Source organism: Rhizobium sp. OAE497, from assembly GCF_040546565.1.
Taxonomy (GTDB): Bacteria; Pseudomonadota; Alphaproteobacteria; order Rhizobiales; family Rhizobiaceae; genus Rhizobium.
This window is the reverse complement of the sequence record NZ_JBEPOA010000003.1, coordinates 502,122-516,907: the sequence shown is the minus strand read 5'-3', so window position 1 is coordinate 516,907 and position 14,786 is coordinate 502,122. Positions and strand designations below refer to the sequence as shown.

The following is a 14,786-nucleotide window of genomic DNA, read 5'->3' as shown; positions in this document are numbered from 1 at the left end:
CCGAGGTTCTGCGCGCTCAATGGCCGCCATCATACGGATCTTACAATCAGACGTATGGCCACTTGACGCCAGGTTCCCCTATCGTCAGCGGTCACAGCAGCGCCGGATTGACAAATGCGACGTCAGGATCACGCGCAAGCCGCAGCCCGTTGCCGCGGACGATCGGGTTCAGTGCGGGCCATAACCTCGCCCCGCACTGCCGTCGTCCCGTTGCTGCGCCAATACGTCTGACATGGCGTTTTGATGATCAAGCAGATAGCGCTCGACATCGCCCGCACAGGCGTCCTTTATCTCGGCTATGCTGAAACCTTCGGCCACGCCCGCTTCGACCAGAGCTTTCGCCTGGTCCCGAAAGTCGGATTTTTCTGCGTGGTGGCCGGACAGATCGACAATCTCCTGAACGCGGTCGTCAAGCCAGTCTATGATATTCACCATGACCTCCTCCCGATGATGAGTCTCCAGGAAGATAGGGAGACCTCCTATCACGACAAGACGGTGTTGCCTGCGTTCGTAGAGCTCATCGACGCGCAGCGACAGGCGCCGGCGTATCCCATATAAATCGGTTCGCGGCTGCGACATCTCAGCCCTGCCGCAGAGCATTACATCTAACTTCCATGGCGTCAGAAACGCCCGGACGCTTATGTGGTATGTTCATGTGGGTATGTTTCTGCATGGAGGCAGCTATAGGCACCACCCGCTTGACGAGCCGTGAATTGAATCACGATGCCAGTTGTGAGGCGCTCGCGGTTGTAACCCGCAATATCCCAGATTTTGAAGAAGCCCGTGTTGTCCTCGATCCATGAAGCGTAACATTCGATACCCATCGAAACTGAGCGCAACTTCAGTCGCCGGCCTTGAGGCAATGCAGATGTCTCGGCAGATGATGCTTGTCGGAGACAATCGGAAAATTGCGGCGAGGCTTGCCGTTCTATCGATGTAAAGCGGACGGCGGCGTGGCGTGCGTCTGCCTCTCGGTGAAGCAGACAGGACTTTGGACCGGAACGGCATCAGCAATCCATGACGTCGCGTGCGTTACACCCATCATATTTTTGCAGTTCGCCCCGCATCCTGCCGCTCCACCGGCCGATAAACGCAATGGTATCAGCTGCCAGCAGATGAGCGGTCAACGCATTCTGGTCGACCCACCGTTCCGATATTAGCAGTCGCCCAGTGCGCGAACCGACCACGGCAGCATCATAGCTGATGCATCCAGGACGCCCGCGAGTGGTGGATGCCAGTACATTCAGTTCCGCCATGAATTGCGCCAGGTCGGCTGGATCGACATGCGCGTAACCCGTAATGATCAGCATGAGAACTTTCTCCATCAAGAAGACCCGACCGGCCGCCCGCGGCGGCCAGGTGTTTGGTCAAGCGATGATCACGTGGCAACCAGCACGATCTTGCCCTGGATGCTTCCTGCAGAAGCACGGCGGTGGGCTGCCGATGCCTCGGCCAGGGCATAGGTGCTGTCGATCACCACCCGAACGGAGCCTTTATCAAGCAGACGGCCAGCGTCGGCCAGTTGCTTGCCGTTCGAGCGCACCTGCGTCGTCGAGACGGTGATCTTGCGCCGGGCAGCTTCCTCATGGCCGGAAAAGCCAAGCGGGTTGACGAGGAAGAGGGCGCCACCCGGCTTGATGGTGGAAAGGAAGCGTTCCATCTTCGCGCCACCGACGGCATCGAGCACCAGATCCGCATTCGCCACTGCCCTTTCGGCGGCCACCTTCGTGTAGTCGATGAAACCATCCGCGCCGAGGTCGGTCAGCAACGCCTCATGTTTGCCGGAAGCAACGGCAATCACCTTTGCTCCTTGCCATTTTGCGACCTGCACCGCGAGATGACCGACGCCGCCTCCGGCGCCGTTCACCAGCACTGTCTTGCCGGCGAGCGGCACCGGGGCATGGGGGAAGGACTGAAAAGGGTTCGGCGCATCATGACCAAGCTCGACCAGAAACTGCCAGGCTGTCAGCAGCGACATCGGCGCAGCCGCCGCCTGGATATGGTCGATCCCGGATGGTTTCAGCGCCAGGTCCGATGCCGGAACGCGAACATAGTCTGCGTAGGCGCTGCTTCCGGTCATCAAGTCGTGCGGGAACCGGACCATCGCGTAGACAGCGTCGCCCAAGTGGAACTGCGACACGTTTTCGCCGACAGCCGCAACCACGCCGGAAACGTCCGTGCCCAGGATCAGCGGAAAAGCCGGGCTGGGACGCCATTGCGGCGGCAGGGCGCGATAGCCGTCGCGCAGGTAGAGATCCGGCGGGTTGATGCTTGCGGAATGGACGCGAACGAGCACGTCGTCCGCCGAAATCGCCGGTCGGGGTGCATCCTCATAGAGGAGGACATCCGGTCCCCCGAACTCGTGGATGCGCACGGCTTTCATCATTTTAGTCATCATCGCCTCACTGGTGGTTGTCTCCGCAAAGAAGATACGAGCATCTTAGCGGGTTGATAATGGTGGCATCATTCGCTTTAATCATGCCATGAGGGAACAAATAGGAATTGACAGGCTGACGGGATTGATCGCTTTCGCGCGCGCCGGATCGCTTGGAAGCTACACCGCCGCCGCCCGCTCCCTGTCGGTCTCACCCTCGGCGGTCAGCAAGAGCATCCAGCGGCTGGAGAAGCAGTTCGGCGTTTCGCTGTTTACGCGCACAACCCGTTCTCTCACCCTGACGGCCGAGGGGCGCGACCTGCATGAGCGCGCGCTCAAGCTCTTGCACGACGCAGACGAGATCGAGCAGGCGGCAAGAGCAGCACGCACCGAGCCTGCCGGCACTTTGCGGATCGCGGCCTCGTTGCCGATTGGCCTGCACATCATCGCACCGGCGCTGCCTGAATTTCGCAGGCTCCATCCAAAGGTGACCATCGATTTGCGTTTGAGCGATCATATGGTCGATCTCGTCGAAGGCGGCTTCGACCTGGCGGTCCGCATCGGCGACCTTCCAGATTCCAGCCTGCTTTCACGCCGGCTCCTGCCATACAGGCTGTGCTGCTATGCCTCGCCACAATACCTGGCGGGGCGCAGTCCACCAACCCGTCCCGACCAGTTGGAAGAACATGAAACTGTCAACCTTCGCTACCAGAACAGCGGCCAGTTGTTCCGTTGGCCATTTCACGTCGGGGGCAGGGAAGTGGAGATCCTGCCGCCCTCCGGCATTATCGTCAATGCGAGCGAAGCTGTGCTTGCGGCGATCGCGGCCGGTGCCGGCATCGGAATGGCAACCAGCTTCATGGCCGGCGCCTGGGTCAGCCGCGGGGCGCTTGTCCCTGTCCTGGCTGACCACGCGGTGGAACGGCACAATATCACAGCGCTGTGGCCAGAAAGCCGCCGGTCCAATCCCGCCGTGCGCGCCTTCCTCGATACTCTCGTAGAGCTGTCGTGACGCCAAAAAGTCCCGGCCTGCATCTGGTGTAAGCCGGCACAAGGCCTTCAAGGAGCATGCCGGACGCGGGCAGTCGGTCCCGCTTCTCCTGCGGACCGCTATGCTGAAGCTCCTACGGCTGCCCCGACGCGCCCGACCTGCGTCGCGAATTCCCGCTTTCCCGCGCCGGAGGCACGGCGCGATGCTGAAAGCTCCGATACGCTTCATGTTTGTCGCGGGCTCGCCGAGCGAGCCGGCCGCTATCCGAAACCCGGTCATTTCCCCGCCCGAGCCGAGGTAAGACACCGCTCCGCTTTCGGACACAAGGGCGCATCTTGGTGATCCGAGTGGTAATGCCGGGACCGGGGAATGGCGCACCCTCATTGAACGCGACTGTACCGCCGCTCACCTGCCACGACCATCTGTGGCGCGTTCGAAGCAGGTGCTGGTTCAAGGGAAGCTTGACCATAAAACTTGAGCAGGCCGTCTTGCTCTCAGGCGCGCTCCTGGTTCAGGATTCGCAACGTCCGGATCTGGCTTGCCAGGGCGAGAAGCGCCTTCGCCACAGTCTCGTCCGACATCTCCTCGATATGCTGGGCGATGTCTTCGATGACCCGCCCGGTCGGCTCGTCCGACGGAGCAGGCTTGCCGGTCTTCAGCAATAAGCCGCGCAGCGCCCCTGACGTCGTCATGCCGCGTTCAAGAAGCCGCTTGCGCTCGGCAAGGGTCAGGGTCTGGACGGTGTTTGCGGCGCGCACGAAATCCGAAATCATCTGCGTTGTCAGCGTCACCGCGGATGGTCCTCCATCAGACACTCGTCTTTCATCATCAACCCTCGACATGCCGTGATGTGCTTCGGCCGCCATCATCACGACCTCTTCCCGCTGGGTCAATAGCGGTAAGGGGCGGCGCGATGTGTCAGGGATGGCGAGCGTCATCCTAAGCTGGTCTTTCAGGCTACGAGTTTTGATAATGAGGGATCGCACATCCGAACTGGTGAAACGGACGTCGAGCGCATCGGCGTAAAAGCTTGAAAGCCTCTGAGCCCATGACGAAACTCCGCGATCGAGACCTTGCCGAAGGCTAGAAAACCGCGCCCCCAGCGCCGGTCGCTGACCCATCTTCACGGACGTTGCGACAGAGGCATGTCGCGTGCAGGGACAGGTTGCCCACGATGCGTTTCCCGCAACCATCATCCGATCGCGTCCGACAGCATCCAGTCAGGGTCCTGGTCGAGGTCTTTCTTGCGGCAGATCGAAAACGTCTTCCCGCAAAGTTCATCTTTGGGGCTGCGCCTTCTTTACCGAAGGAAACGGTCCTTTGCGAACGCCCTGAACTCCAGCTCGACGTCTGCCCTCTGCGGCGTTCCGCAACAGGCAGAGAAGCCCGGGCTCGGCCTTATCAACAATGGGCGAGCCACGCCGAATGGAGCGCGAAGAGAACGGTGGCGCTCAACAACTGGGTCGGCCAGGTTGTGCGCTGAAAAAGGTGCTCGCAGCCGCGCGTGACAGAGGGAGAGGAGGGAAGGGGTTTTGTAGCGGGTTGGGAGGCTGGAGAGAGTTTCTGGCCGGCTCGCTACGGAGAAACGGCATGGCTAACGCGATCGAGAAGTTCACCCTCAGTGCAGCCCGAAATATTCCCTTCAACAAGCTGGTGCCCAGCCAGCAGACCGTCCGCAAGATCAGAGCGGCCCTGTCGATCGAAGACTTGGCGCAAGACATCGCGATCGCGGATTGCTCACCAGCCTCAACGTCCGGCCCGCACTCGACGGCGATGGCAACCAGACCGGCATCTACCGCATTCCCGCCGGGCGGCGCGCTATCGCGCTTTCGAACGCTTGTGGCACAGAAGCGACTGACCAGAACCGCCAGCATTCCTTGCATCGTCAGCAGAGGCGACACCCAGGAGGTCGAGGACCCGCTTGCTGAAGGCCTCCAGCGCATCGCCTTGCATCCGCTCGATCAATTTGCCGGCCTTGCAGGCCTCGAGCAGGGCCTCGGCGAGCAGGAGTTTGCCGACCATGACTGCATTGGCGGGAACGAGTCTGGACAGTCTCGAAATTTCCCGACCGGCAAGCCGACCTCCAAGACGAGCCGAAAGCGTCAGGCGATGACCCCAGCGATACGGGACGTGAGTTTGAAAGCGAATCTCACGGCCGCCCAGTCGGTTCACCAGCATCACAAAAGCCTGACCCGATCGCGGTGCGGTCGGGTCTTCTGAGCGATGGTTTTCCAGCATGATCGCCAGCGCAAAATTCGCCGCGGCTTTTGGCGATCCGGCTTGCCGCATCGCCGGCCGGCACATGGCTAAGCTTTTTTCGAAAACACCCCTCAACCTCGCCCGGCCATCGCGCCGGGTTTTACGTTTATGGAGACAAATCGATGCACATCCTGCCTTCCAACATCCAAACCGCCTCTTCCGCCTTCAAGGTCGATATCTCCCGCGGCATGCGGATCGGCCGCGTTTCGTCGGAATGGTTCTCACGGCCCGACGACGAACGCTTCCTGTCGCTGAGCGATCTCTATGACACCGTTCGATCCCGCGCTGAGCACGCCCATGCCCGGACGATCGAAAGCGCTGCGATCCGGGTCGAAGCAACCCGCGACAATGCTGAGCGGCTTGCGCTTCTTGTTCCCGGCCAGCGCCAGCCGATCGCGCCGACCCACTGGAGCTTCGGCCAGCTCTGCAGCCTGGTTGGCGCGCCCGCTACCTATATGCGCCAGCTTCCGGCGCCGCTTGCGGCGATCAATTTGCAGCATGGCCTGCTCAATCACCGCGCCGAGCTCGTCAAGACGCTGGAGATGGACGATGGCCGGCTGGAACTGCGAGCGGTGACCGGACCCGACTATGGCCGCATCTGGGACCATGAGCTGGTGTCGGCGGTAATGGAGATCGCCGGCAATGGGACCGGCGACACGATATGGAAAGTGCCGGGCGTCCTGGATTGGGCGACGATGACCCACAATCCCTTCGTCGATATCACCAGGGATACGACGACGCTCTATGCCAGCGACCGTGACGTCTTCCTGTTTTTGGTGGACGACACCCATCCGATCGAAGCCGGGCGGTTGGCGAACGGCGAGCCGGATCTCTACTTCCGCGGCTTCTACGCCTGGAACTCCGAGGTTGGATCGAAGACGCTCGGCATTGCTTCATTCTATCTCCGCGCTGTCTGCGCCAACCGCAACCTCTGGGGAACTGAGAATTTTGAAGAGATCACCATTCGCCATTCGAAGTTTGCCGCCCAGCGCTTTGCCCATGAGGCGGCACCTGCGTTGACGAGCTTCGCGAACTCCTCGCCGGCGCCTTTCATCGCCGGCATCAAGTCAGCCCGCGAGCGGATCGTCGCGCGCAAGGACGAGGATCGGGAGACCTTTCTGCGCCGCCGCGGATTTTCCAAAGCCGAGACCGGTAAGGTGATCGAAATGGTGCTGTCTGAGGAGGGCAGGCCGCCGGAATCGATCTTCGATTTCGTCCAGGGCATCACCGCGCTTGCTCGCACCAGGACCAATCAGGACACGCGTCTCGAACTCGAAGGCAAGGCCAGGAAGCTGCTCGAAAGCGCTGCCTGACAGGTTGGCGCGCCTGGCCCACAGATCCGGTGCGCCTGCCAACCCCTCGTCATCTTAGAGCCCGGTCAGGCGCCGGGCCTCTTTGTCTGGGCCACCCTGTGCGTGATGGGCTATCCCCGATCATGCCGGTGCAATCTTCGGCACCCCGCTGTGCGCTTCGCAGCCGATGGGAATTTCGATCTTCTGGAACGCCTCGATGGGTCGACACGCCTTAGGTGCTTTGCGGCGTCGGCCGCAGTTACGGCAGACACGTCTTTGCGTCTTTGGCCATCTTCTCGATGCCCACCCCTCTGACCTCCACCGCCCAACGCCGATGATCCCATCGGCTTTATGGGCAGCCAGACACGCTAAGCGCCGGTGATCATCGGCGCTCCTTGGCTGCCTGGTGACGCTTTTCCAGCCCATCCGGCCGGGCGCTGAGCCAGGTCGCTCTTTCTCGCTTCAGGAGAAACTTCGATGACAATCCTCTCGCACCCACACCCCCCTTTCCCCCGTTCCGCGGGTTGTCAGGTCCGGCCTTCACGCGCCTCTCGCGGCTGAAGAAACCAGGTCGTTTCTGCAGCGGAGTCGCGTTGTTGCTGGAGACAGTCTTGGCGCGAACGTGACCGCCATGTTGGCCGTGACCCGGACCTTCCGGGTCAGGCCGGTCGATGTCGCGTGCTGGTCATGACGGAGGTCCGCCATGCTCTCCCCAGCCGAACTGGCGGAGCGTCTCGCACAAGACGCGGAGGCCGTCTGCCGCCACTATCTCTCCGCCGGCCGCCGGGCCGGTCACTACTGGCTCGTCGGCGATGTCGACAACACCAGGGGCGCTTCGCTCTACGTGCATCTCGCCGGTCCGCGCGCCGGCCGATGGACAGATGCAGCGACCGGCCAGTTTGGCGATCTGCTCGATCTCATACGCGAGACCTGCGGTCTCGTCGATTTCCGGGACGTTGCCTTTGAGGCCCGCCGGTTCCTCAGCCTCCCGGATCCGCAGCCGCGATCGCCCTCTCGAAGCGGCAGCCATGATTCCGCGGCGGTCGTACTGCCGGCTTCCGAGCGTGCCAGGCGTCTGTTTCGGGCGACGCAGCCTCTTGCCGGCACACTTGCCGACGCCTATCTCCGGGGGCGCGGGATCCTGCGCGGTTCTGACCATGCGGCATTGCGCTTCCATGCGGCCTGCTACTACCGCGATCTCGTCACCGGCCAGACGAGCAGCTATCCAGCGCTGATTGCCGCGGTGACAGGCCCTGGGGGCGAGATCACCGGGATACACCGCTGCTTTCTCGAGCCGGCCGGCGGGGGCAAGGCGAGGGTCGATAATCCTCGCCGAGCGCTTGGTGCGTTGCTCGGCAATGGCGTGCGCTTCTGCTTGCCGCTCAACGCATCGATCCCGGTCGTGGCCGCGGGCGAAGGTCTCGAAACCGTGCTGTCCCTCTCACAGGTGATGCCCCGCATGCCTATGGTTGCGGCTCTCTCGGCCAGTCACCTTGCTGCCTTCCGCTTCCCGCCCGGATGCCGGCGCATCTATATTGCCGCCGACGCGGATGCCGCCGGCCGCCACGCAATCGAGCGATTGAGCCGGCGTGCGCAGATCTGCGGGATCCTGCCGCTGGTGGTGTCGCCCGAGCTCAGTGATTTGAACGAAGATCTGCGCTGGCTGGGACCCGATCGGTTGGCCGCAAGCCTGAGGTCGCAACTCACGCCGGAAGACGCGATGACCTTCATGGCCTGACGCCGGGTGGTGGGACGGAGCCGCAGGTTGGGTCGCAGGCGGCGTGGGCGGAAGGATCGCCCGATTTCCGGTTTCCCTTGGCGCGCCTGCGGGCCTGCCGAGAGGCGACCGGTATCACGCGGAGCTCGACCTTCAGCGGGTCGGTCAGGTTTCTTCCCCTGACAGTCCGCGGGCGCGGCCTGTCATTCCTCTCGCGTCAAGAAACCCTCCCTCCGCCGCCCGGCGCTTCGCTGGGCCGCCCGCGCTCCGCTTGCGGTTCCGGTCTCGATCCGCATGACCGGGTTCGCCGTCAGGCCGCGAGAGGCGCGGCCCAAAATAACGGAGATCATCATGGACCCGATCCTTGACGCCGACGACAGCTTCGAGCCCAACCATTCTTCCTCCCCGACCGATCGCTTCATCTACGAGATGCAGGTCCTGGGCTATCGCCCCTTCCAGGACGAGCCGGATCCCCGGCCGTTGCCGGAGGAACCGCAGGTCCAGTCATCAATCACTGCGATCTTCGATGCCTTCGCCGACATGCTCGGCGACACCCGGCTGGAGCCTGATCTCGAAGATCTGTTCTGGTCGATCCCCAATCTCTTCCATCGCGCTGGCGAGCGCATCCAGCGCGAGCTCCACCGCAACGAGGAAGCGCAGCGCACCGGCCAGCGCGAGCAGGACGGTTCGGAGGTGAAGAGTGTCGAACTCGAACGCCTCGTCGCCGAAGGCATTACGCTCCTCGAGCGCCGCAATGCCTTTGAATTCATGCGCGACTACGCGGCCGACCTCTTCGAGGCGCAGACCGGTTCGTCCTGGCGGCCGCGCACCGGCTCCAAGGTCAACCACGCCACCGTGACGGCGGCGATGATCGACAGCCGCGACTTCCTCTCCGCCCGCCGCCGCGCCGAAACCGAGGTGCTGATACCGGCGGGCACCAAGATCGCGTTTGCCGGCGGCATGGACTATAACGATCATGAGCGGATCTGGGCCAAGCTCGATCAGGCGCATGCCAAGCATCCCGACATGGTACTGCTGCATGGCGGCTCGCCGAAGGGCGCCGAACGCATCGCCGCCTGCTGGGCAGAGGCCCGCAAGGTCACGCAGATCACCTTCAAGCCCAACTGGACCAAGCATGCGAAGGCCGCGCCATTCCGGCGCAACGACGAGATGTTGTCCGTCATGCCGGCCGGATTGATCGTCTTTCCCGGAAACGGCATCACCGGCAACCTCGCCGACAAGGCGCGTCGCCTTGGTATTCCGGTCTGGCAGGCGACAGGAGGCGGCGCGTGAGCGCCGATTCCTCGAACGACGGAAAAGACGGAAAGCATGTAAAAATTCGATATATGGAGAACCATACAGGAGACCAAAGCTATGAAGCAGTTCACCACGGGTGATCTGAGTAAACAAATTGGCGACATCACCGATGCCGCGAGCCGCGAGCCGGTCATGCTGACGCGGCACAAGAAGCCGTGTTTCGTGCTGATGAGCTATGAGCACTATGAGCACATGCGCGCAGGCGGCAATCCACGCCGCGCCTATTCTATCTCGGAAATGCCCGACGAGCATGCCGCCCTTTTCGACGAGGCGCTCGATCGGCTGGGGCGTGGCGAAGGCTACAATGATGAGCCATGAATTCCGCCCCGGCGAGGTCACATCTTGTCCGTACCTCTGCGCCCGGCAGCAGCGCAGCGAGGCCGAGGGGCGCAAGCTGGGCCCGGTCTGTGTCGTCATCGTCATCCGAAGCGCCTCCGATTGGATTACCCGCTTTTCGCTATCACCACGCAGCCACCGCAGACGGGTCGGGCCGCTCTGGAGATCCCGGAGATCGAGCGCAAGCGCGCTGACTTGAGCGATCTAAAGCAGTGCTGGATCATGGCCGATGAATACATTTATGATATCGTCAAACGCTCCCGGTACTTCGAGCCCGGTCAGGACGCACTCGGCCTTCCCCAAATTCCTCATGGTGAAGATCGCAAGACTGTTGCCGGGACGCGCGGACGCTCTGGCCGGGTGAATAGCCTCAATTAAGCGGCGCCGATACGGTCATCATCCAACACATCTCCCGCGACTGCATCGTCGGGCTATCAAGTCGGAGGCCGTCCTCACGAGATAAGTCTCCGACTGCCGGGTGTTTTCGGCTGGTCTGCTTTTCCTGATCATCACCGGCGCGGGAGCGACGCCGGGCAATCAAACCGGTGTTGTGATCTCACTGCACCGGAGCTGCAGTCGCGCGAGAGCGAGCAGCAATCCGCGCGCCACACCGACTGAAGCCATCTCTTCCAATGACGATAAGATCAGGACGGTGCTGATCTCTGGCGTCGCGTCAGATGAGTGGTGGGCAGCATCCGTTGACCTGAACACCGATCGAAGCAACCGACAAGCGCGGCACTCGGCGGGTCCGCAAAGGGCAGCCACGGCGAGGTCTCCTGCCGACGTCGCAATCAAGGACCATTCCCGTTCTTTGTGTCGCCTTTCTAAGGGACCGGCCGCGTTCAGCGTCAACCCCGCAAGGGGGTTTCCCTTCGCTAAAGCTTCGGTGACGCTTGCGGCGCAGCCCCTTCTTCGGGCGCCATCGGGAATGGTCCCGATGCAACGAAGGAGACAATTCCATGGCTACCACGATCGCAACCCTCACCGAAAAGACCGACGGCACTTTCGAAGGCGTCTTCGCCACCATCCGGGTCAATGCCCCGATCGCCCTCGTCCCGAACGCCAGCAAGGTGAGCGAAGAAGCCCCCGATTACCGCATTATCCATCGCAAGACCGGCTTTGAGATCGGCGCCGGCTGGAACCGCATCTCCCGCCAGACCGGCGAGGAATACATCTCGACAAAGATCGAAGCGCCCGAGATCGGCGTGATCTTCGGCAACGTCGCCCCGGCGCCCGGAGGCGAAGCCGGCAAGAAGGTCATCCTCTGGAACAACCCCGCCTGAGCCGGATGCCGGCCCCGAAACGGGGGCCGGCATCCCTTTTTTCAAGGAGATCGCCATGAGCCGCTGCACGATTACGGTCACCCGCACCGCATCCTAGCACTCAGACCGGATGCCATCATCGGCTACGACCGCCCGCTCCAGACCTTCTTCCCCCAGGCATTTCTTGAACCCGAAGGCGATAACCTGGAGCTTTGGCTGGGCACGAATGACCAAGAATTCGAAACACTGTCGCAATTGAGGATCGCTGCGATCGCCCGCGGTCTCGACTTCATACGGCTCCCATCCGGCATCCTTCACAAGCTCCTGGATGACCATGCTCGCGAGGGGTCAACCCGCGGTCAGCGATACGATCGTCCGGGATCTCATCAACAGGCCGCTCTTCGCTGAAGCGCCGAAAACAAAAAAATAGCCCGGCCACGGCCGGGCTATTTTTACCAGGACTGCAGAATTACTTGTTCAGCGCGTCCTTGAGCGCCTTTGCCGGCGTGAACGCCAGCTTCTTTGCCGCGGCAACCTTGATCGTCGCGCCCGTCGCAGGATTGCGCGCTTCGCGCTCCGGCGTCGCCTTCACTTTGAACTTGCCAAAGCCCGGGAGCGAGGTCTCGTTGCCGGCGACCGCTGCCTCGGTGATTGAAGCGATGACGGCCTCGACGATGGCTTTGCCCTGAACCTTGGTGAGGCCATGCTCGCCTGCAATCTTGTCGGCGATCTCGTTGGTGGTGGTCATTCTGTTCTCCGCATTATGTTAGATTTAGAATCCCTGCCATTGCTGGTTGGACCTGTCATCGCTGCACTGCAGAAAATCGTTCGACAGCCCAGGATCTCCACAGTTATTCAACCGATCACGCATCGATAACCCGAAGCCGGGCATCGAGCCCGCCCTCGCGTTCGGGTGCGATACGGAGAGGAGATATCTGCTCAGTTTGTCCCAGGATGCCATGGCGCCATGCCGGCCTCAAGGACGAGCGGTCCCCCCAATTTTGCCTCCGCTCCGGTACCCTGCGCTCCGGCAAACTTGGCACCCCCGCTCGCCGCCGCTGGCGGTCGCGTTCCGCGATCCCTGACCCCGCCAGGTCCCCATGACCGCGCACGTCGTCTTTCACAAACGTCAAGGAGACGACGATGCTTCTGGAACAACACATCGAAGAGATCATGGCAGAGAGTTTCTTGCCCCTGCATGTGTTCGCCCTCACGGCAGGGCTCTACTTCGCACTGGCGTGGCCGGCGTCTGTACTCGCCCGGTATGTTGAGGAGCGCTTGCACGCGCCTGGCGAGCGCCTTTCAGTAACGACAGCAAGCCTCACGAGCGAAGGCTCCCGTGCTGGCGTTTCACAGGCCTAGATAGACAAGAACCTCTGGAGTCTACATGAAAAAGCTTATCAATCATCCAGACAGCGTGGTCAGGGAAATGTTGGAGGGCACCGTTCTTCTCAGCGCCGCTGCCAGTCTTCTCAGCGATGAAAACGTTGTTGTCGAAGCCGACCTGCCGGCTCCCTCCCAACGTAAAGTCGCCGTGATCTCAGGCGGCGGGAGCGGGCATGAACCTGCCCATGCAGGGTACGTGGGTTCTGGAATGCTGACCGCAGCAATCGCTGGCGACGTCTTTACGTCTCCGAGCGCTGATGCCGTTCTTGCTGGCATTCGAGCGGCAAGCGGCGCCGCCGGTGCCCTGTTGATTGTTAAGAATTATACGGGAGATCGATTGAATTTCGGCCTGGCTGCCGAAATGGCCCGAGCGGAAGGATATCCTGTCGAGATCGTTGTCGTTGCGGACGATGTTGCACTTCGGGAAACCGTCTCAGCAGATCGGCGCCGCGGCATCGCAGGTACGATTCTGGTGCATAAGATAGCGGGCGCAGCGGCCGCAAAGGGGCTGTCTCTTGAAGAGGTGGCCGCCATCGCCAGGGAGGCGGCTGCGTCTGTCGGGAGTATGGGTGTGTCCCTTGGTCCATGCACACTTCCATCTGTAGGCAGACCAAATTTTGAACTTGGTGTAGACGAAATCGAAATCGGTCTTGGTATCCATGGTGAACACGGCATCCGCAAAATGCAGCTTGTTCCGGCAGATGATCTTGTACAGATCATCCTCGACGCTCTCCTCGCGGATGGAAAGATGAAGAAAGGCGATCGCATCGCCCTCCTCGTAAACGGCCTCGGCGCAACTCCACCGCTTGAACTTGCGATCTTGGCGCGCTCGGCACTGCACCGTCTGTCACGTGAAGGCGTGGAGGTCGCTCGGGCATGGACCGGTACGCTTCTATCGGCGCTCGACATGCCGGGTTTCTCCTTGTCTGTTTTACCGGTATCGTCAAATCAGTTGGAGCTCCTCGACCAACCAACGACAGCGCTCGCCTGGCGGGGCGGTGGCGTGATTGGCGGAAAGACATTAACGACCAACCCTGCGCCCCGGACGGCGCCTAATGAGGAAGAAGCGGTCTCCATTGGCGAGAGTGGACACCAGCTGCGCCACCTCTTTGAACGCGCAGCCAAGGCTCTCATTCTCGCAGAGGACGAGCTGGCGCGTCTTGATGGTTTCTCGGGAGACGGCGACCTCGGTGCCAGTATGCGGCGAGGCGCGGAAGCGCTTCTCTCGCTTCCTGAGGCCGCATTTGTCACGCCGGGTAACGCTCTCATAATGGCTGGAGATCGGATCAGGAGGGCGATTGCTGGAAGCTCTGGACCGTTCTACGCAACTGCGTTCCTGCGAGCGGGACGCCGGCTATCCGAGCACCCGTCTCCCTCCGCCAGCGACATAGCCGCCGCGTTTTCGGATGCGGTTCAAGCGATCATGGACCTAGGTGGCGCAAAGCCGGGCGATCGTACGATGATTGATGCTTTGGAGCCAGCCGCCCGCGCGTTACACGATGCAATCGCCGGTGGGAAGCCGCCTGAGATCGCCTTGCGGGACTCAATCAATGCAGCGAGAAAGGGAGCTGAGATGACGAGCTTGATGCATCCAAAACTAGGCCGAGCCAGCTACCTAGGCACGCGAGCGATTGGAAGCCCGGACGCCGGTGCAGCCGCCGTGACCGTGTGGCTCAGTGCTCTCGATCATGATGCTCGGCCAGAGTAGAGGATAGCGCCAGGCCGCGGGCACCGGCTCGCGGCGGCTTAGTGAAAACCATTTATTTTGGCGACACTAAGCTGGGACTAAGCGTGAGGTGGAAACGTCGCGATTCGAGCTCCTCGACTGCAGCGGGACACCAAGAAAAGGCTT

Annotated in this window: 13 protein-coding genes and 2 pseudogenes; 10 read left to right on the top strand and 5 right to left on the bottom strand. The window is 61.8% G+C overall.

Translation table 11 applies throughout. The annotated features are described in order from the left end of the window. Positions 1–168: 168 nt before the first annotated feature. The 3 genes from ABIE40_RS29090 to ABIE40_RS29080 all read right to left on the bottom strand — a co-directional run bounded on the left by ABIE40_RS29090 (position 169) and on the right by ABIE40_RS29080 (position 2,395). On the bottom strand, positions 169–435 hold the full coding sequence (locus tag ABIE40_RS29090) for a hypothetical protein (RefSeq protein WP_199628459.1): 267 nt from the start codon (positions 433–435) through the stop codon (positions 169–171). 572 nt (positions 436–1,007) lie between these two features. Next, entirely contained in the window at positions 1,008–1,310 is a 303-nt protein-coding gene (locus tag ABIE40_RS29085; RefSeq protein ID WP_199628460.1) for a putative quinol monooxygenase, read from the bottom strand. Positions 1,311–1,378: 68 nt separating this feature from the next. Next, on the bottom strand, positions 1,379–2,395 hold the full coding sequence (locus ABIE40_RS29080) for an NADP-dependent oxidoreductase (RefSeq protein ID WP_199628461.1): 1,017 nt from the start codon (positions 2,393–2,395) through the stop codon (positions 1,379–1,381). Between the two features lie 88 nt (positions 2,396–2,483). Between ABIE40_RS29080 and ABIE40_RS29075 the strand changes: the two genes are divergently transcribed. After that, positions 2,484–3,386: a LysR family transcriptional regulator gene (locus tag ABIE40_RS29075; protein WP_199628462.1), complete on the top strand. Its 903-nt coding sequence runs from the start codon at positions 2,484–2,486 to the stop codon at positions 3,384–3,386. A gap of 473 nt (positions 3,387–3,859) precedes the next feature. On the opposite strand, the gene ABIE40_RS29070 is transcribed toward ABIE40_RS29075, so the two are convergent. Then, positions 3,860–4,156 carry a hypothetical protein gene (locus tag ABIE40_RS29070; protein WP_199628463.1) on the bottom strand — a complete coding sequence of 99 codons (297 nt, stop codon included), beginning with the start codon at positions 4,154–4,156 and terminating at the stop codon, positions 3,860–3,862. Between the two features lie 799 nt (positions 4,157–4,955). Here ABIE40_RS29070 and ABIE40_RS29065 point away from each other — a divergent pair. From ABIE40_RS29065 to ABIE40_RS29035, 7 genes and pseudogenes are all read left to right on the top strand, one after another. After that, positions 4,956–5,381: pseudogene (locus ABIE40_RS29065) on the top strand (ParB/RepB/Spo0J family partition protein); the annotation flags it as partial. A gap of 365 nt (positions 5,382–5,746) precedes the next feature. Next, positions 5,747–6,937, top strand: coding sequence for a DUF932 domain-containing protein (locus ABIE40_RS29060; protein ID WP_199628464.1), 1,191 nt, complete (start codon positions 5,747–5,749; stop codon positions 6,935–6,937). A gap of 682 nt (positions 6,938–7,619) precedes the next feature. After that, positions 7,620–8,654 carry a DUF7146 domain-containing protein gene (locus ABIE40_RS29055; protein WP_199628465.1) on the top strand — a complete coding sequence of 345 codons (1,035 nt, stop codon included), beginning with the start codon at positions 7,620–7,622 and terminating at the stop codon, positions 8,652–8,654. Positions 8,655–8,984: 330 nt separating this feature from the next. After that, positions 8,985–9,926, top strand: a complete 942-nt coding sequence (locus ABIE40_RS29050; RefSeq protein WP_199628466.1) for a DUF2493 domain-containing protein — start codon at positions 8,985–8,987, stop codon at positions 9,924–9,926. A gap of 81 nt (positions 9,927–10,007) precedes the next feature. Further along, on the top strand, positions 10,008–10,268 hold the full coding sequence (locus ABIE40_RS29045; RefSeq protein ID WP_199628467.1) for a type II toxin-antitoxin system prevent-host-death family antitoxin: 261 nt from the start codon (positions 10,008–10,010) through the stop codon (positions 10,266–10,268). Then, a pseudogene (locus tag ABIE40_RS29040) lies at positions 10,258–10,664 on the top strand (hypothetical protein). Before ABIE40_RS29045 ends, ABIE40_RS29040 begins: the two are co-directional and overlap by 11 nt. 581 nt (positions 10,665–11,245) lie before the next feature. Continuing rightward, complete coding sequence (locus tag ABIE40_RS29035; protein WP_199628468.1) at positions 11,246–11,569, top strand: DUF736 domain-containing protein; 324 nt, start codon at positions 11,246–11,248, stop codon at positions 11,567–11,569. 448 nt (positions 11,570–12,017) lie between these two features. On the opposite strand, the gene ABIE40_RS29030 is transcribed toward ABIE40_RS29035, so the two are convergent. Beyond that, on the bottom strand, positions 12,018–12,296 hold the full coding sequence (locus tag ABIE40_RS29030) for an HU family DNA-binding protein (protein ID WP_049730551.1): 279 nt from the start codon (positions 12,294–12,296) through the stop codon (positions 12,018–12,020). Between the two features lie 395 nt (positions 12,297–12,691). Between ABIE40_RS29030 and ABIE40_RS29025 the strand changes: the two genes are divergently transcribed. Further along, positions 12,692–12,910 (top strand): hypothetical protein, encoded by a 219-nt coding sequence (locus tag ABIE40_RS29025; RefSeq protein WP_354541222.1) that lies wholly within the window; start codon positions 12,692–12,694, stop codon positions 12,908–12,910. Positions 12,911–12,935: 25 nt separating this feature from the next. Continuing rightward, positions 12,936–14,642, top strand: a complete 1,707-nt coding sequence (locus ABIE40_RS29020; RefSeq protein WP_199628469.1) for a dihydroxyacetone kinase family protein — start codon at positions 12,936–12,938, stop codon at positions 14,640–14,642. The last annotated feature ends 144 nt before the right edge of the window (positions 14,643–14,786 follow it).